Genomic DNA, 16,682 nt, shown 5'->3' on the forward strand with positions numbered 1-16,682 from the left:
AACGTGGAGTCAGGAATATGCTCAGGAAGAATATTGTGTCAGGGTGTGCGCTATTGCTCTGCGCCGGCAGCCTTCATGCCGCCCCTCTCACCCCTACACAATATGGTGACTTCGACCGCTATGTTCTGGCGCTTTCATGGCAAACCGGTTTTTGCCAAAGCCAGCATGATAGAAATCGTAAGGAACCCCTCGAATGCCAGCATCCTATTGAAGCGGCCAACAGGGCCGACTATCTTACGGTTCACGGCCTCTGGCCGAGTTTACCCAGCTCTATCGCCTCTCGCGGTGTAGACAATAACCGTTGGATGCGCTTTGGCTGTGCAACGCGGCCCATTCCCAATATGCCGGAAGCGAAAGCGAGCAGAAAATGCGCCGCCGAAGAGACAGGTTTATCGCTGGAAGTTGCCAATAAACTCAATCAGGTGATGCCAGGCAGCGGCGGAAGATCCTGCCTTGAGCGTTACGAATACGCCAAACACGGCGTCTGCTTTGGTTTTGACCCAGATGCTTATTTCAGCACCATGGTGCGTCTGAATGGCGAAGTAAAACAGAGTGCAGTTGGCCAATTCCTCGCAGCTAACTACGGCAAGACCGTGGATCGCGCCAGCTTCGACGATGCGGTGGCTCGCGCCTACGGAAAACAGAACGTCAAAGCCTTTAAGCTAACCTGCAACGGCAATCCGGCCTATCTGACGGAAATGCAAATTGCCATCAAATCTGCCCGTATTAACGACCCACTTTCCGCTGAATCGCTGCTCCCGCAGCCGCATCCAGGTAACTGTGGTAAACAGTTTATTCTGGACAAAATCGGTTACTGATCCACGCCCCTGCATCACGCGGGGGCCCATCCCATCGTGTTGATAAAATCGAGCGTAGTCGATGAATTTCGCACAAAATTCACACGACAGAGGGATTGCCATTGCTGAATGTGCGCTGCATCACTTCAAACCTGACACCGGGATCAGTATGATGGGGAGAGATGAACCCTTGCCGCTGGCGGTGAGGGTTTTCTTTTGGATAATAGAAATGACATGGAGTAAATAATGACCAGACCTGCCATCATTATTAATGAGTTCGATGCCGAGCGTATCGACCGCCTGCTTGAGCAACCTGCTTATGCAAATTCACCGGTGGCGAACGCGCTAAACGACGAACTGGATCGTGCCCAGATGTGTGCCCCAGAGGACATGCCGCACGATGTTGTGAGTATGAATAGCCAGGTCAAATTCCGCGATCTCACCACTGGCGAAGAACGCGTGCGTACGCTGGTCTTCCCTGCGAACATGACGGACAGCAGCAGCCAGCTTTCCGTAATGGCTCCGGTTGGCGCAGCTCTGCTTGGCCTGCGTACCGGTAGCACCATCCACTGGGAATTACCGGGCGGCGCATCGACCCACTTAGAAGTGCTCGAGCTGCTCTACCAGCCGGAAGCCGCTGGTGAATACAACCGCTAATCCCCAATGCGAATAATTAAGAGGATGCCCAGCATCCTCTTTTTGTTTGCGCCTAACGAAACTTTACAACTTCTCCCTTCTCACTAAACTAATTTGCGAACTCAATGACATATTCGAAATCGATTATGTGATTTGATTGTTCTACAAAGACAAGGAGGAGCCTATGTACAAAACAATCATTATGCCAGTTGATGTTTTTGAGATGGAATTAAGTGACAAAGCTATTCGTCACGCGGAGTTTATGGCCCAGCAGGAGGGTATTATCCATTTACTGCACGTGCTGCCGGCGTCAGCCAGCTACACGATGAGCCGTTTTGCCTCTGACCTACGTCGCTTCGAAGAACACCTACAGCAGGAAGCAGAAACCCGCCTGCAAACCATGTACAGCCACTTTAGTATCGATCCTTCGCGTATCAAACTTCATGTCCGTATGGGTAACGTACGCGATGCGGTTAACGAACTGGCTGAAGAGTTGAACGCCGATATGGTGGTGATTGGTTCACGCAATCCGTCAATCACTACACACCTACTGGGGTCAAATGCGTCCAGCGTTATCCGCCACGCCCATATCCCGGTACTCGTTGTGCGCTAAATACGTTTGCTTAAACCAAAAAAAAGGCCACCTTTCGGTGGCCTTTGACATTGCAGGTATTGTCTTCTTTTTTATGCTGTTTTGGTGCGAATCAGATAATCGAATGCGCTCAACGACGCCTTCGCACCTTCGCCCGCGGCGATAATAATTTGTTTGTAAGGCACGGTGGTGCAATCGCCAGCCGCGAACACGCCCTTCACGTTGGTCTCGCATTTCGCATCAATAATGATTTCGCCCATGCGGTTACGCTCGATCGCGCCTTCCAGCCATGTGGTGTTTGGCAGCAGACCAATCTGTACGAAAATACCCGCCAATTCCACATGATGCACATCGCCACTCACGCGGTCACGATACTGCAGGCCGGTGACTTTTGTGCCATCGCCCAGCACTTCCGTGGTCTGTGCGTTAAGGATGATGTCGACATTTTTCAGGCTGCGGACTTTATCTTGCAGAACCTGATCCGCTTTCATTTCCGGCGCAAACTCGAGGAGCGTAACGTGTTCGACTACGCCCGCCAGATCAATCGCCGCTTCCACACCAGAGTTCCCGCCACCAATTACCGCCACACGTTTGCCTTTAAACAGCGGGCCGTCGCAGTGTGGGCAGTAGGTCACGCCTTTGGTGCGATACTGATCTTCGCCCGGCACGTTCATGTTTCGCCACTTCGCACCGGTGGAGATGATGACGCTACGCGCTTTCAACACTGCGCCAGAGGCCGTTTCAATCTGATGCAGGCCGCCTTCTACCGCTGCTGGCACCAGTTTTGCTGCGCTCTGAGAATCAATCACATCCACGTTGTATTCACTGACGTGCGCTTTTAAAGCACCCGCGAGCTTCTGGCCTTCTGTTTTCGGCACAGAGATGTAGTTTTCAATATCCACGGTATCCAGCACCTGACCGCCGAAGCGTTCGCCCATCAGGCCAGTGCGGATGCCTTTACGTGCAGAATAGACTGCCGCAGCAGCGCCCGACGGGCCAGAGCCGACAATCAGCACATCGTAAGCATCGCGCTGATTCAGCTCTTCCGCCGCACGTTTTTCAGCACCGGTATCCACTTTCGCCACGATTTCAGTCAGCGTCATACGACCCTGTCCAAACTCCTGACCGTTCAGATATACCGCCGGAACGCCCATCACGTTACGTTCGGTGATTTCGTTCTGGTAAACCCCACCGTCAATCGCCGTGTGCTTGATACGCGGGTTCAGGATCGCCATCAGGTTCAGCGCCTGCACCACGTCCGGGCAGTTATGACAGGAGAGCGAATAATAGGTTTCAAACTCAAAGTCACCGTCGATATCGCGAATTTGCTCAAGCAAAGACTGCGTTTCTTTGGATGGATGACCGCCGGTCCACAGCAGTGCCAGCACCAGCGAGGTGAACTCGTGGCCCAGCGGGGAACCCGCAAAACGCGGCCCCTGGTGAGAACCTGGATTCGTAATCAGGAATGACGGCTTGCGCACCGCCAGAGTGTCGTCTTGTTTAAAGGTGACTTTGTCTGACAGTTCAGCGATTTCAGCCAGCAGTTCCTTGATTTCTACCGATTTGGCGCTGTCATCCAGCGTGGCAACCAGCTCAACAGGTTTGGTCAGCTTCTCAAGATAGGCTTTGAGCTGGGTTTTCATGTTGGTGTCGAGCATTTTTGTCTCCTGGGCTTAAAACATCATCATGCAAGCTGCCTTACGAGCAACCTAAATGCGGCTTGAATGATGGTTTTTGGAAAGAAAACGGGCGCGAAACCGCCCCCGTTTATCGTCGTCAATTTCCTTTGGATTTCACGTCAGGGCAAGGCGGCTAGCCTGAGAATCCCCGGAAGCTTACTTATGTAAGTGACCGGGGTGAGCAGGTGACACCAACGCCGCCATGGCGTGAAAGACATGGAAATTTTAGATTTTGCCGACCAGGTCCAGAGATGGAGCCAGAGTCGCTTCGCCTTCTTTCCATTTCGCCGGGCAAACTTCGCCTGGGTGGGAAGCCACATACTGAGCTGCTTTGATTTTACGCAGCAGGTCAGATGCGTCACGGCCGATACCTTCAGCGGTAACTTCGATTGCTTGGATGATACCCTGTGGGTCAACAACGAAAGTTGCGCGGTCAGCCAGACCTTCATCTTCACGCATGTTTTCAAAGTTACGGGTCAGGGCGCCAGTCGGGTCACCGATCATCGCATATTTGATTTTTGCGATGGTGTCGGAGCTGCCATGCCATGCTTTATGGGTGAAGTGGGTATCGGTAGAAACAGAGTACACGTCTACGCCCAATTTCTGCAGTTCTTCGTAATGGTCTGCCACGTCGCCCAGTTCGGTTGGGCATACGAAGGTGAAGTCAGCCGGGTAGAAGAAGAAGACGCTCCAGCGACCTTCGGTATCTTTCTCGGTTACTTCGATGAACTCACCGTTTTTGAACGCCTGGTTTTTGAAAGGTTTGATTTTGGTATTAATTAAGGACATCTATACTTCCTCCGTGTTGTCGTTGAGGACTAAGTTAACCAAATTCTGTCGATTGGACCAATGCGTTTACATTATCAAATCAATAAGTGATATCTAACACCCACAACAAGACAACGATGTGAACCCATAGACAGAGCCCGACACCACGCACTCATCCTTGGCCCATCCCAAGGTCTAACCGATAGCCTGCCTCGGCATGCTGATACAACCGCCGCTAAGTTTACAAAGCGCAAGGCCAGCGCCAGCCGAAATGGCAAATACCAACAGGGATCACAATATAATCATTCACAAAATCAATTAAATTAAATAAGATGCAGCTACCTGTCATAACTTAACGGTAGATATAGCTGAAGTAATGCTCTATATTTATCTTCTTGACTTATATATTTCGTTTTTTCACCCACGGACGGTAGAAGCAAGAGCAACTAATAGGCTCTTCACTCATACTATGAATAAGGACTTTCATGGCAAATCTCTATGATCTTAAGCGATTCGATCTCAACCTATTGGTTATTTTCGAATGTATATACCAGCACCTTAGTATCAGCAAAGCCGCTGAGATGCTATTTATCACCCCTTCTGCGGTAAGCCAATCGCTTCAGCGACTGCGTGCTCAATTTAACGACCCGCTATTTATCCGGAATGGGAAAGGCAATTCCCCCACGACCGTTGCGATTAATCTGCACCAGCACTTGTCTAAAAACCTTAATCAGCTTGAGCAAACCATTAACATGATGGGGAATACCCATCTTGATAAAAAATTCATAATCTATGGACCACAGTTATATTTCACGGCTAAGATCGCCGGGTTTATGAATACAATTTTAACCGAACCCAACCTGCAAATTGAATACCATGACTTCGCATGCGCACCTGACACCGCCGAAAACCTGCTGCAATACCGCAAAGCGGATATTGTTTTCACCACAACGAAAGTACAAAACCGCGCACTGATATGCCTGCCGTTTCTTGAGTTCCCAGTCACTCTGGTGTGTCGGAAAGACCATCCACGGCTTAAAAACCATGCCACTGTGCAAGATGTACTTAATGAAAGGTTTACCTTTTATAATGTTCCGAATCAGGGAGTGAAGCAGGCTCAATACAGCTATGAAGGCATTTTTGCTAATCGCAAATGCGCGTTCCGCTCGTCCTCATTAACTGCCATCATAAATGCCATTCATCAAACTGATTTAATCGGCATCCTCCCAACGTCTTATTTCGACGCATTTAAGGATTCACTACAGCTTAAAGCTATTACTATTCCAAAACCTTTACCCTCAATGACGCTGTATCTCGTCTACAACCGTACCTCGCTTAGTGCAGAGCTGTTTGAGCGAATAATAAGAACGATTTAAACATACATACTCTAAATATTAACCATCAATTAAATAACTCACGCCAATTATTAATACGATAATTTTGTAATATCGCGAATTGATATAGAGTTATTGTATGATCCAATAAACTTTATGCGTAATAACTGGTTCTCAAGGATGGCCGATGTATGTCAATGATCAAACTCCCGCTCCCTCAATCGGTCTTAGACGCTACTCAGGACCGTATTATGTGGACACTGGAAAATTTCTCCCGCGTCTGCGTTTCATTTTCCGGCGGTAAAGATTCTACGGTCATGCTGCATTTAACCGCGCAGCATGCGCGAACGTTAGGAAAGAAAATCAGTGTTTTGTTTATCGATTGGGAAGTGCAATTTTCTTATACCATTAAACACTGTGAAAAATTACGCGAGCAATATCAGGATATCATTGAGGATTTTTATTGGGTCGCGCTGCCGCTAACCAGCCAAAATTCACTCACCCAGTTCGCGCCTGAATGGCAGTGCTGGGAGCCCGGCATAAAATGGGTCAGACAACCCCCTGCTGGGGCGATTACCGATCCCGACTTTTTCCCCTTTTACCAAGCGGGAATGACCTTCGAAGTGTTTGTGCAAAAGTTCGCTGATTGGTTTTCCCAGCAGCGTCCAGCTGCGGTCATGGTAGGCATCCGCGCCGACGAATCCTATAATCGGTTTTTGACCATCTCTTCGCAACGCAAGCGCCGTTTTGCCGATGATAAACCGTGGACGACCATTTCCCCCGGCAATCACACCTGGTACATCTATCCCATCTACGACTGGAAAACCGCCGATATCTGGACCTGGTTTGCCAAAACCCAGCAAGCCTATAATCCACTCTACAATTTAATGTTCCAAGCTGGCGTACCGCTGCGCTATATGCGTATCTGCGAGCCCTTTGGGCCAGAGCAACGCCAGGGGCTATGGCTTTATCACGTTCTAGAGCCGGAACGTTGGGCGGACATGTGCCAGCGTGTGAGCGGCGTGCATAGCGGCGGAATGTATGCAGGACAAGACAATCAGTTCTACGGCCACCGAAAAATCGAGAAACCGCAACATCATACTTGGCGCAGCTACGCCCATTTTCTGCTAAACAGCATGCCAGCCAATACCGCTGACCACTACCGCAATAAAATTGCCGTCTATCTACACTGGTATCAAAAAAAGGGCTGGGAAGACATTCCAGATTGCCAAGAAAATGATCTCAGCTCAAAAGATATTCCTTCGTGGCGCCGAGTCTGTAAGACGCTGTTAAATAATGATTACTGGTGCAGAACGCTCTCATTTAGCCCAACCAAATCCAGCCACTACCAACGCTATAAAACACGCATGGAACAAAAACGTCAGCAATGGGGGATATTATGCAACAACGACTAATAGAACAGATGCACCTCTACCTGCAAACGCTCGCGCTTGAAGAAAAAATAGAAGCCCTTAACCAGTTTCGCCAAGCACTGCATGAAGAAAGTCCATTTCACAATCAGCCCATCGACTGTGTGCTTTGGGTTAAAGAAGAAGACATACTGCCCAACGACTACAACCCTAACAATATGGCCCCACAGGAAAAAAGGCTGCTTACCAAATCGCTGGAAACTGATGGTTTTACCCAACCTATCGTCGTGGTTGAGAATAAAGATCATCACTTCGAAATTGTAGATGGCTTCCATCGCTACCTACTGTCTCAATCAAAATCGACGCTAAAAAACCGTTATCATGGCTACCTGCCCGTCACCCAGCTTGAGAAGAAGGACAGCTCACTGCCGTCGAGGATGGCCGCAACCATTCGCCACAACCGTGCCCGAGGACGACACCAAATTAGCGCCATGTCGGAAATCGTTCGTGAACTCAGCCAGCTTGGTTGGAGCGACGAAAAGATGGGTCAGGAACTGGGAATGGACGCCGACGAAATCCTGAGGCTCAAACAAATTAACGGCCTGTGCGAAATGTTTAGCAATCGCCAGTTCTCACAGGCCTGGACGGTGAAGTAACTACAGACGACACAAGCGCTCAGCGGCAGCCAACAGGGTCGATTCCTGCTTGGCGAAGCACAGTCGAATCAGCTTATGCGGGAAGGGGTCTGCACAAAATACCGATAGTGGGATCGCCGCCACGCCAACCTCTGCGGTTAGCCACTGGCAGAAACTCACATCATCTAAGGCAGAAATCTCGCTGTAATCGGCAAGTAAAAAATAGGTGCCTTCACAGGGCAGCAGCTTCAAGCGGCTCTGGTTCAAGGCATCAATAAACAGGTCGCGTCGTGCGCGATAAAACGCCGGCAGTTCACGATAGTGCTCAGGCTCGGCACGAAGCATATCCGCCAGCGCCAGCTGCGCCGGGGTGTTGACGGCAAAAGTCAGATACTGGTGTACCTTGCGAAGCTCAGCGCTGATCGCGGCAGGCGCGACGCAGTAACCCACCTTCCAGCCGGTCATGTGATAGGTTTTACCAAACGACGATACCGCCACGGCCCGTTGGCGAAGCTCGGGGTGCGCCAGTACGCTGGCATGGCCCGCTGATGCAAAGCAGATGTGCTCGTACACTTCATCACTCAGCACGTAGATTTCGCGCTCGGCAATCGCCTGCCATAGCGCCGCAAAATCGGCGGCCTGCCACACCGTCGCCGACGGGTTGTGCGGCGTATTGAGGATGACTAAGCGGGTTTTATCGCTTATCTGCGCGGCAAACGCCTGCCAATCGACGCGAAAATGCGGCGGCTGGAGTGCAATGCGTTTCACGATGCCGCCGGAAAGTTCGACCGCCGGAGCATAGCTGTCATAGCTTGGATCAAAACAGATAACTTCATCGCCTTCACGCACCAGCGCGGTAATCGCGGCGTACAGCGCTTCGGTTGCACCAGCGGTTACCGTGATATCGTTATTCACGTCTGGCGTATAGCCATACAGCGCCGCCGTTTTCTCCGCAATGGCTTCACGCAGCGCCAGCGCGCCGGTCATCGGTGCATATTGATTCGCGCCGCTCGCGACATGATGTGCCAGCCGCGTTTGAAGATAGCTCGGGCCGTCAAAATCAGGGAAACCCTGCGAAAGGTTAATCGCCTGATGCTGTTGGGCTAGCGCGCTCATCTGAGTAAAAATCGTGGTGCCGAGATTGGGGAGCTTGCTTTGAGGGATGAGTTGCTTTGTTGTCATTGGTTATCTGCCGCTCGTTAAGCCATTGTTAACAGCAATATAACACGGCGAGCGGGTTTAGCAATCAAGACGTTTAGATGTCTAAAAAAATCAACAGCACTTCGCACCACCCTTCCCACCATAGCGCGCATCTTGGCGGTCACGGAAGAAGGCTTCATAGGTCATCGGCTCTTGGTCGGGATGATTAATGCGCATATGTTCGACATAGTTGTCATAGTCCGGCACGCCAATCATCATCTTTGCCGCCTGGCCTAAGTATTTCCCTGCTTTAGAAAGAGTATCAAACATTGCTATATCCTTTTGAATCAACCCGACCTCGCATCACGAGGCCGGGTGATAGATGACATTAATGTGCGCGTTTCGCCATCGAAACTAAATTCTCCGCATTTGCCGGCATCGGCTCATACGGGGTCTCTTTCGACGTCGGTTTGTCCTCTTTCAGCGCGGCTAAAGCCGTTTTGATTGAGAACACCGCCAGCACCACAACCACCACCATAAAGAAGATGGTCAGGCCCGCATCAAGACGGTTGTTAAAGACCAACTGCGCCAGCTGCGATTCAGTGTACTGCGGAGGAATATTGCCGCTGTCGATCATCGCTTGGAATTTATTGGCAATCGCCAGGAAGCCCACTTTCGTATCGGCACTGAACGATTTCTGCCAGCCCGCCACCAGCGTACATACCAGCAGCCATGCCGTTGGCACCAAGGCCACCCACGCATAACGCTGACGTTTCATCTTGAACAATACCACTGCGCAAAGCATCAGCGCCATCCCTGCCAGCATCTGGTTCGCAATACCGAACAGCGGCCACAGGGTGTTAATGCCACCCAACGGATCAACTACCCCTTGATGCAGGAAGTAGCCCCAAGCCAGCACACAAAGCGCCGTCGCCAGCAGGTTCGCCGGCAGTGAATCGGTGCGTTTCAGGCCTGGATTAATCACGCCCAGCAGGTCTTGCAGCATAAAACGGGCTGCGCGCGTCCCGGCGTCAACCGCCGTCAGAATAAACAGCGCTTCAAACAAAATCGCGAAGTGGTACCAGAACGATACATCCATCAGACCACCCAGCGCGCCGTGCAGGATGTAGGCCATCCCCACCGCAAGCGTAGGGGCACCGCCCGCACGGGAGATAATCGACTGTTCGCCGACTTCATTAGCAATCTGATGCAGCAGATCTGGCGTTACCGAGAAGCCCCAGCTACTGACAACCTGAGCGGCAGAAGCCACCACATCAACGGTGCCCGCCGGTGCCAGCATCGCCATTGGGCTGTTCATCGCAAAGTAAACGCCCGGATCGATAATACAGGCGGAAACCAGCGCCATGATGGCAACGAAAGATTCCATCAACATGCCGCCATAGCCGATAAAGCAGGCCTGACCTTCGTTCGCCAGCATCTTCGGCGTGGTGCCGGAAGAGATCAGCGCATGGAAGCCAGACACCGCGCCACAGGCGATGGTGATGAACAGGAACGGGAACAGATCGCCGGTCCATACCGGGCCGGTTCCATCGATAAACTTGGTCAGCGCAGGCATGGTCAACGTTGGGCGCATAATCAGAATGCCGATAGCCAGCCCGACGATGGTGCCAATTTTGAGGAAGGTAGAAAGGTAGTCACGCGGCGCCAACAGCAGCCAAACTGGCAGAACAGAGGCCACAAAACCATAGCCCACCAGCATCCAGGTTAACTGTACGCCGGTATAGTCAAACCATGGAGCCCAGGTTTCGCTCGCTGCCACCCAGCCGCCGGAAATAATGGCAAACACCAGCAGCACGAGGCCAATCACCGACACTTCGCCGATGCGTCCTGGACGCAGGTAGCGAATGTAGATCCCCATAAACAGCGCCAGCGGAATGGTAAAGGCGACGGTGTAGGTTCCCCACGGACTGTGGGTCAGCGCTTTCACCACGATCATCGCCAGAACCGCCAGAATGATAACCATGATCATAAAGGTCGCAATCAGCGCAATCACCCCTGCGGTTGGCCCCATCTCCTCTTTGACCAGTTCGCCCAAAGAGCGACCGTCGCGACGAGTCGACACGAACAGCACCATAAAGTCCTGTACGGCCCCGGCAAGCACCACCCCGGCCAGCAGCCAGATCATGCCCGGCAGATAGCCCATCTGCGCCGCCAGCACCGGTCCCACCAGCGGACCTGCCCCGGCAATCGCCGCAAAGTGGTGACCAAACAGTACCTTTTTGTCAGTCGGCACATAGTCGAGACCATCGTTATGACGCACCGCGGGCGTCATACGCGTTGGATCAACCTGCAGCACTCTTTTGGCAATAAAAAGACCGTAAAAACGATAGGCAATCAGATATACGCAAACCGCCGCCACGACGATCCACAGCGCGTTTATCTGTTCACCACGGTTGAGGGCGATATAGCCCAGGGCAAACGCTCCGACAATGGAGAGCAATGCCCATATAAGGTATTTCCCTGAATTGTTCATAGTTATTGTCCGTATCAGTAGCAGAGGATGTTACATTTTGTGTCCATAGAAACATCTATGATTTAACATCTTTGAAACTGATATGAACAGGAACGGCACCTGACATTTACATCACATTGTTAGCGAGATCACTTAAGTCAGAAAAACGGATGAGAGATAAAGGGGAAAAGGGTGAGATGAGTAGGCCGGATAAGCGCAGCGCCATCCGGCATGGTGCGGTACATTGCCGGATGGCGCTGCGCTTATCCGGCCTACGATATATTGACTAGCCGAGTACTGCGGTGCCTAAACGGCAGGTGCAACAGCGCCGCCCCTGCTCATCAAATACCACAATTTCCCAACTCTGGCTCTGACGCCCAAGATGCAGAGGCTGACATACCGCACGCACCTGACCCTGCGATACCGGGCGATGGTGTGAAGCATTCAGCTCGGTCCCCACGACGCACTGCCCGTCGCGGGTCATCAGAAAACCGGCCATCGAGCCCAGCGTTTCCGCCAGCGCCGCCGACGCGCCACCGTGCAGCAGGCCAAACGGCTGGTGAGTGCGGCTATCGACCGGCATCACGGCTTCTAGGCTGTCATCGCCGATGTGGGTATAAACAATCCCCAAATGCGCCACCATGGTGTTGTCGCTGGTCGCATTGAGTTCATCAAGGCTTAAATGACGTTTCCAAATCATGTTATGCCCCAAGCGTTGAGCCGCCGTCGACCACGATATCCTGCAACGTGATGTGGCTGGCGCTGTCAGAAGCCAAGAACAAAATGGTATTGGCAATTTCCTGCGGACGAGCAATTTTGCCCAGTGGAATACCGAGCTTAAACTGCTCGGAAAAGCCGCGAATACGCTGCTGTTCCGCGTCATCGCTAACCCACAGCACACGCTGCATATCGGTATCGGTAGAACCAGGAGAGACCAGATTACAACGCACGCCGGAAGTCGATAGCTCAAGGCCCACGGTCAGCGCGAGGCTTTTCAGCGCCGCCTTCGACGCGCCATAGGCGCTCATGCCGATGCGTGGCGTGTGCGCGGCATCAGAAGCAACGGTAACAATCGCCCCGCCCTGTTGGCGACGGAACTGCGGCATCGTCTGCTGGAACAGGTTAAACGCCCCGCCGACGTTCACCGCAAAAGTCTGCTGCCAATCGGTAAGACTCAGCGCATCCGTCGCCCCCATGCGCAAAATGCCCGCCGCGTTGACCAACACGTCAAGGCGTTCGGTCTGTGCTAGCAGGCGCTCACATACCTGTGCAACCTGCTGAGCATCCGCCACGTCCAGCGTTTCGGTCGCAAACGGATAATCCTCGCCGCTAAACGCCAGATCAAAGCCGGTCACCGTCGCACCTGCCTCAACAAATGCCAGCGCGGTGGCGTAGCCAATCCCTTTTCCTGCCCCCGTCACCCAGACATTTTGACCACTAAAATCAAACCCGGCCATTATTTCACCTCGCGGGACAGCAGCGACCACCACGCGTCAATACTCGGGTTTTTCGCCAACATCACGAAGTCGATATCGCCGTGCACTTTGCGCCAGCTGGCAGCCAGCGCCATCATCCGTACCGAATCAAGACCGTAATCAATCAGATTATCGTCGTCCAGCGGCTCGTCAGACTCGTCCAGCAGAGGCAACACCAGCGCCCGCAGCGCCTCTTTGTTAGCAGGAATTGACGGTAGCAGTTCGTCGGTCATCACCACGCGACCGCTGCGCCCAGCCACATATTTCAGCGACATCAGATGCTCATCGCGCGTGAAATCTGCCAGCGCGTCGGCGACGAAGAACGGTTTAATGTCACGCATAAAGGCGTCGGTGGCGGTAGTCATACAGCCAATGTGCGCATACACGCCGGTGATAATAAGCTGGTTGCGACCGCTCTCTTTAAGCATCTGCTCCAGCGGCGAGCGATGAAACGCGCTGTAGCGCCATTTCACCAGCACGGTATCCTCATCATCCGGGGCGAGTGCAGCAACCACGCGTTGCTGCTCAGGAGAGCGAGTCAGACCCGGCCCCCACATATCGTTTAGCAGCGCGCGATCTTCATCGCTTTGCTCTTTTGGCTGCGCCGTGTAGTACACCGGAATACCGTTCTTTTTACAGAAATCACGCAGTGCGGTGATGTTAGCCACCACCGTCTCCATCATCTCGCTATCTTCGCCCCAGAAGTTGAGGAAATACTCCTGCATATCGTGAATGAGCAGCGCCGCACGCGCCGGTTCAAACGCCCAGTTCACTTTGTTCTCAGGAAGATCCAGCGCGGTTGGCAGCGCGTAGCCTTGTAATTTTGGAATCGCCATCTTGTTTTCTCCTTCAGCCCTGCGAGCGGCTCGCCAGCCACTGACGTAATTGTTTTTTATCGACTTTACCGACGTGGGTCAGCGGCAGTTCATCTACACACTCCACGCGGTCCGGCAGCTTAAACTCGGCCACGCCCTGCTCACGCAGGAAGCGACGCACCTGAACTGCGCGCAGCGGCTCTTTCACCACCAAATAGGCACAGCTTTTTTCGCCCAGCAGGGTGTCTTCCATGCTGACCAGCGCCGCGTAAACCACCGACTCGTGGCGCAACAGCAGGTTTTCAATTTCTTCGGCAGCAATTTTCTCGCCACCGCGGTTTATCTGATCTTTCTCGCGCCCTTCCACGGTGATGTAACCGTCTTCGTCGATGGAGATAAGATCGCCGGAGCAGTAAAAACCGTCGGCATCAAAGGCGCTGGCGTTATGCTGTGGACTTTTGTAGTAGCCGCGGAAGGTGTATGGGCCACGGGTCATCAGCCGGCCAACCTTGCCGCGCGGCAGCGGATTGCCGTCCGCATCCGCCACCCAAACCTCGTCGTCAGGGCACATCGGGTAGCCCTGGGTGTTAAGAATTTTTTCTTCGCTGTCATCAAGGCGCGTGTAGTTCACCAGCCCCTCCGCCATGCCGAACACCTGCTGTAGCTGGCAGCCAATTTCCGCTGGAATACGCGCAGCCAGCGTTGCCGACAGGCGAGCACCGCCGACCTGCAACAGGGTCAACGAGCGAAGTTCGGCGTTACTGCCCCATTCGGCAATCGCCTGTAACCACAGGCTGACCGCCGGAGGCACCAGCGCCGCAACGTTAACCTGATGCTGTTCAATCACTGAAAAACACTGCGTCGGGCTAGGGTCCGCTGCCAGTACCACGGTGCCGCCCGCAAGGAACACGCCCAGTGCGCCCGGCGAACTCATCGCGTAGTTGTGCGCCGACGGGATCGCACACAGGTAGCGAGTTTGTGCATCAAAGCGGCAAATTTCGTTACTGCGACGAATGCTGTAGTAATAGTCGTTGTGAGTCCGAGGAATAAGCTTTGGCGTGCCGGTACTGCCGCCCGAAAGCTGAAAAAAGGCCACTTCGTCCGCCGCAGTCGGCGTCGCGATGAAATCCGCTACCGTGTGCGCTATCGCCTCTTCCAGCGAATGTTCACCCGTGCCGTTTCTCAGCATCACTACGCGTACTGACCGATACTGTTCACAAAAGGCATTCAGGTACTGGTCATCGCCAAACAGCGCATGCGCGCGGTCGGCAATCAGTGCGGCTGGAGCAATCTGTTCGGCGTAGGCATTCAGCTCGCTACGCTGGTGGCTAAACAGCGCATTCACCGGCGCAACGCCAATTTTCAGCAGCGCAAACAGCGTGGTATAAAACTCCGCGATATTGCCAAGCTGCACCAGCGCAGTTTCCCCGCGCTTTAATCCCTGACGCTGCAGAGCAGCGGCAAGGTTATCAACAGACTGGTTTAACTGGCGGTAGCTAATCTGGCGTTCGCCATCAATCACCGCAATCGCGTCGCTGTCCACATGTCGGGTCAACATTTCAGTCAACGGCAGATCCTGCCAGTAGCCTTTTTCGCGATAGCGTGCCGCCAGCGCGTCCGGCCAGCGGGTAAATTCCACGGTCATAATGAGTGAGGCTCCTGGTGCAGGCCAAATACGTTCAGCATGGTAGAAAGTTTGACGCCGGTTTCACGCCATTCGGATTCAGGGGACGAAGCCGGTACAATGCCGGCGCCAGCAAACAGGCGCACGCTATTCTCCTTGACGCGCGCACAGCGAATTGTCACCACCCACTCACCGTTCCCTTCGCTATCGCACCAGCCCACGATGCCGCCGAACAGGTCGCGCTCAAATGGTTCCAGTTGTGCAATCACCTGTTTTGCCACCTGATGCGGGAAGCCGCTCAGCGCAGGCGTCGGATGCAGCAGACAGGCCAGCGACAGCGCGTTTTCCTCAGGCTTAGCCTGGCCCTCAATCGGGGTGGCGAGGTGCCATAGGGTCGGTGTGTTAACCAACTGCGGGGTCTCCGGCAGCGACAGCTGTAGGCTGCGCGGCGTCAGAGTCTGTTTCATCGACTGCGTCACCAGTTCATGCTCATGACGGTCTTTTTCTGATGCCAGCAGGCGATTACCGGCTTCGCGATCCAGTACGTCATCCGGTTGACGACGGGCAGAACCGGCAAGCGGCAGAGAACTAAAATGAGAGCCGTCTTTACGCAGCAGCAGCTCCGGGCTTGCGCCCAGCAGAACTCCGCCATCGGGCAGTGGAACGTGGAAGTTAAAGCTCGCCGGGTTTTGCGCCACCAGACGTTCCAGCAGCGCGGCGCTGTCGAGCGTCTGCTCGGCGGTAATATCAATTAGACGTGAGAGCACCACTTTGTCGACCTGTGGCGTCGCGGTCATCGCCGCCGCCTGGGCGACCATATCGAGAAATACGGGGTGCTTGGGGATTTCCTGACGCGCAGTCACCACCATCGGCTCGCGTGAAGCGTGGTAGCGCGACGACTTCTGCTTCGCGGTACGTGAAAACGGCTCGCTGTGCTCGGGAATAAACAGCGCAGAAGGCTGGCGGGTGTCGAAGGGAATCGCCCCGACCATTACCGGATTGGCAATCCCGGCGGCTTTCGCGGCAGCAAATGCCGAGGCTAATTCTTGCTGGAAGGCACTGTCGGGCAAATCGCCCCCTTCTGCCGGACAGGTCAAACGCGTAAAGCAGCCAGAGGTCGTAAAACTGCGAAACGGCGACATAAAGAAAAAGCTATCGGCTGCGATTGTGGCCAGGTGCTGCTGTTGTCGGGCATCCGCGGCCAGTGACGTTTCCATATCATCCTCCAAAAACGATAAATGTATTACGAATAATTATCATTTGTATTTTGGTTCGGTAACCTAAAAGTAAACGCGTCCTATGTCAACAGGACGAAGCAGCATCTTGTGCTTAATAGCTTCGTCG

16 protein-coding genes are annotated in these 16,682 nt (G+C 53.3%); 6 read left to right on the forward strand and 10 right to left on the reverse strand.

Annotated elements, in window-relative coordinates; translation table 11 throughout:
- The first annotated feature begins 17 nt into the window (after positions 1-17).
- The 3 genes from rna to uspG all read left to right on the forward strand — a co-directional run bounded on the left by rna (position 18) and on the right by uspG (position 2,046).
- Entirely contained in the window at positions 18-818 is an 801-nt protein-coding gene (gene rna / locus AB4K05_RS04945) for a ribonuclease I (protein WP_368478884.1), read from the forward strand.
- A gap of 225 nt (positions 819-1,043) precedes the next feature.
- Positions 1,044-1,454, forward strand: a complete 411-nt coding sequence (gene rnk / locus AB4K05_RS04950) for a nucleoside diphosphate kinase regulator (RefSeq protein WP_368478885.1) — start codon at positions 1,044-1,046, stop codon at positions 1,452-1,454.
- 163 nt (positions 1,455-1,617) lie between these two features.
- Complete coding sequence (gene uspG, locus AB4K05_RS04955) at positions 1,618-2,046, forward strand: universal stress protein UspG (protein ID WP_368478886.1); 429 nt, start codon at positions 1,618-1,620, stop codon at positions 2,044-2,046.
- Positions 2,047-2,117: 71 nt separating this feature from the next.
- Here the strand turns inward: uspG and ahpF are convergent, their stop codons facing one another.
- Both ahpF and ahpC read right to left on the reverse strand, forming a co-directional pair.
- Positions 2,118-3,683, reverse strand: a complete 1,566-nt coding sequence (gene ahpF, locus AB4K05_RS04960; RefSeq protein WP_368478887.1) for an alkyl hydroperoxide reductase subunit F — start codon at positions 3,681-3,683, stop codon at positions 2,118-2,120.
- A 246-nt stretch (positions 3,684-3,929) separates the two neighbouring features.
- Positions 3,930-4,493 carry an alkyl hydroperoxide reductase subunit C gene (ahpC, locus tag AB4K05_RS04965; protein WP_052284784.1) on the reverse strand — a complete coding sequence of 188 codons (564 nt, stop codon included), beginning with the start codon at positions 4,491-4,493 and terminating at the stop codon, positions 3,930-3,932.
- Positions 4,494-4,957: 464 nt separating this feature from the next.
- Here ahpC and AB4K05_RS04970 point away from each other — a divergent pair, with 464 nt between their 5' ends.
- The 3 genes from AB4K05_RS04970 (at position 4,958) to AB4K05_RS04980 (ending at position 7,832) form a co-directional block, all read left to right on the forward strand.
- Positions 4,958-5,848: a LysR family transcriptional regulator gene (locus AB4K05_RS04970; protein WP_368478888.1), complete on the forward strand. Its 891-nt coding sequence runs from the start codon at positions 4,958-4,960 to the stop codon at positions 5,846-5,848.
- A 149-nt stretch (positions 5,849-5,997) separates the two neighbouring features.
- Positions 5,998-7,221, forward strand: a complete 1,224-nt coding sequence (locus AB4K05_RS04975; RefSeq protein ID WP_368478889.1) for a phosphoadenosine phosphosulfate reductase — start codon at positions 5,998-6,000, stop codon at positions 7,219-7,221.
- Entirely contained in the window at positions 7,206-7,832 is a 627-nt protein-coding gene (locus AB4K05_RS04980) for an IbrB-like domain-containing protein (protein ID WP_368478890.1), read from the forward strand. The genes AB4K05_RS04975 and AB4K05_RS04980 overlap by 16 nt, the downstream gene beginning before the upstream one ends.
- Here AB4K05_RS04980 and AB4K05_RS04985 read toward each other — a convergent pair whose 3' ends face one another.
- From AB4K05_RS04985 to entC, 8 genes are all read right to left on the reverse strand, one after another.
- Positions 7,833-8,993 (reverse strand): pyridoxal phosphate-dependent aminotransferase, encoded by a 1,161-nt coding sequence (locus tag AB4K05_RS04985; RefSeq protein WP_368478891.1) that lies wholly within the window; start codon positions 8,991-8,993, stop codon positions 7,833-7,835. It abuts the gene before it with no gap.
- Between the two features lie 90 nt (positions 8,994-9,083).
- A complete protein-coding gene (locus tag AB4K05_RS04990; RefSeq protein ID WP_062775277.1) occupies positions 9,084-9,281 on the reverse strand; it encodes a YbdD/YjiX family protein in 198 nt (65 codons plus the stop codon).
- A 58-nt stretch (positions 9,282-9,339) separates the two neighbouring features.
- Positions 9,340-11,445 carry a pyruvate/proton symporter CstA gene (gene cstA / locus AB4K05_RS04995; RefSeq protein ID WP_368478892.1) on the reverse strand — a complete coding sequence of 702 codons (2,106 nt, stop codon included), beginning with the start codon at positions 11,443-11,445 and terminating at the stop codon, positions 9,340-9,342.
- Positions 11,446-11,710: 265 nt separating this feature from the next.
- Entirely contained in the window at positions 11,711-12,124 is a 414-nt protein-coding gene (entH, locus tag AB4K05_RS05000; protein WP_368478893.1) for a proofreading thioesterase EntH, read from the reverse strand.
- A gap of 1 nt (position 12,125) precedes the next feature.
- Positions 12,126-12,881, reverse strand: a complete 756-nt coding sequence (gene entA / locus AB4K05_RS05005) for a 2,3-dihydro-2,3-dihydroxybenzoate dehydrogenase EntA (protein ID WP_368478894.1) — start codon at positions 12,879-12,881, stop codon at positions 12,126-12,128.
- Positions 12,881-13,735, reverse strand: a complete 855-nt coding sequence (locus AB4K05_RS05010) for an isochorismatase family protein (RefSeq protein ID WP_368478895.1) — start codon at positions 13,733-13,735, stop codon at positions 12,881-12,883. The genes entA and AB4K05_RS05010 overlap by 1 nt, the downstream gene beginning before the upstream one ends.
- Before the next feature lie 13 nt (positions 13,736-13,748).
- Positions 13,749-15,359, reverse strand: coding sequence for a (2,3-dihydroxybenzoyl)adenylate synthase EntE (gene entE / locus AB4K05_RS05015; RefSeq protein WP_368478896.1), 1,611 nt, complete (start codon positions 15,357-15,359; stop codon positions 13,749-13,751).
- The gene (gene entC, locus AB4K05_RS05020; protein ID WP_368478897.1) at positions 15,356-16,555 is read right to left on the reverse strand and encodes an isochorismate synthase EntC; all 1,200 of its coding nucleotides are present in this window, start codon (positions 16,553-16,555) and stop codon (positions 15,356-15,358) included. Before entC ends, entE begins: the two co-directional genes overlap by 4 nt.
- Positions 16,556-16,682 lie beyond the last annotated feature (127 nt).

Source organism: Kluyvera sp. STS39-E (genome assembly GCF_040932435.1).
Taxonomy (GTDB): Bacteria; Pseudomonadota; Gammaproteobacteria; order Enterobacterales; family Enterobacteriaceae; genus Kluyvera.

Coding starts and splice junctions, on each gene's coding strand:
- entC (WP_368478897.1), bottom strand. CDS start 16,555: ATGGAAACGTCACTGGCCGCGGATGCCCGACAACAGCAGCACCTGGCC.
- entA (WP_368478894.1), bottom strand. CDS start 12,881: ATGGCCGGGTTTGATTTTAGTGGTCAAAATGTCTGGGTGACGGGGGCA.
- cstA (WP_368478892.1), bottom strand. CDS start 11,445: ATGAACAATTCAGGGAAATACCTTATATGGGCATTGCTCTCCATTGTC.
- rnk (WP_368478885.1), top strand. CDS start 1,044: ATGACCAGACCTGCCATCATTATTAATGAGTTCGATGCCGAGCGTATC.
- AB4K05_RS05010 (WP_368478895.1), bottom strand. CDS start 13,735: ATGGCGATTCCAAAATTACAAGGCTACGCGCTGCCAACCGCGCTGGAT.
- AB4K05_RS04975 (WP_368478889.1), top strand. CDS start 5,998: ATGTCAATGATCAAACTCCCGCTCCCTCAATCGGTCTTAGACGCTACT.
- entH (WP_368478893.1), bottom strand. CDS start 12,124: ATGATTTGGAAACGTCATTTAAGCCTTGATGAACTCAATGCGACCAGC.
- ahpF (WP_368478887.1), bottom strand. CDS start 3,683: ATGCTCGACACCAACATGAAAACCCAGCTCAAAGCCTATCTTGAGAAG.
- rna (WP_368478884.1), top strand. CDS start 18: ATGCTCAGGAAGAATATTGTGTCAGGGTGTGCGCTATTGCTCTGCGCC.
- ahpC (WP_052284784.1), bottom strand. CDS start 4,493: ATGTCCTTAATTAATACCAAAATCAAACCTTTCAAAAACCAGGCGTTC.
- entE (WP_368478896.1), bottom strand. CDS start 15,359: ATGACCGTGGAATTTACCCGCTGGCCGGACGCGCTGGCGGCACGCTAT.
- AB4K05_RS04970 (WP_368478888.1), top strand. CDS start 4,958: ATGGCAAATCTCTATGATCTTAAGCGATTCGATCTCAACCTATTGGTT.
- uspG (WP_368478886.1), top strand. CDS start 1,618: ATGTACAAAACAATCATTATGCCAGTTGATGTTTTTGAGATGGAATTA.
- AB4K05_RS04985 (WP_368478891.1), bottom strand. CDS start 8,993: ATGACAACAAAGCAACTCATCCCTCAAAGCAAGCTCCCCAATCTCGGC.
- AB4K05_RS04980 (WP_368478890.1), top strand. CDS start 7,206: ATGCAACAACGACTAATAGAACAGATGCACCTCTACCTGCAAACGCTC.
- AB4K05_RS04990 (WP_062775277.1), bottom strand. CDS start 9,281: ATGTTTGATACTCTTTCTAAAGCAGGGAAATACTTAGGCCAGGCGGCA.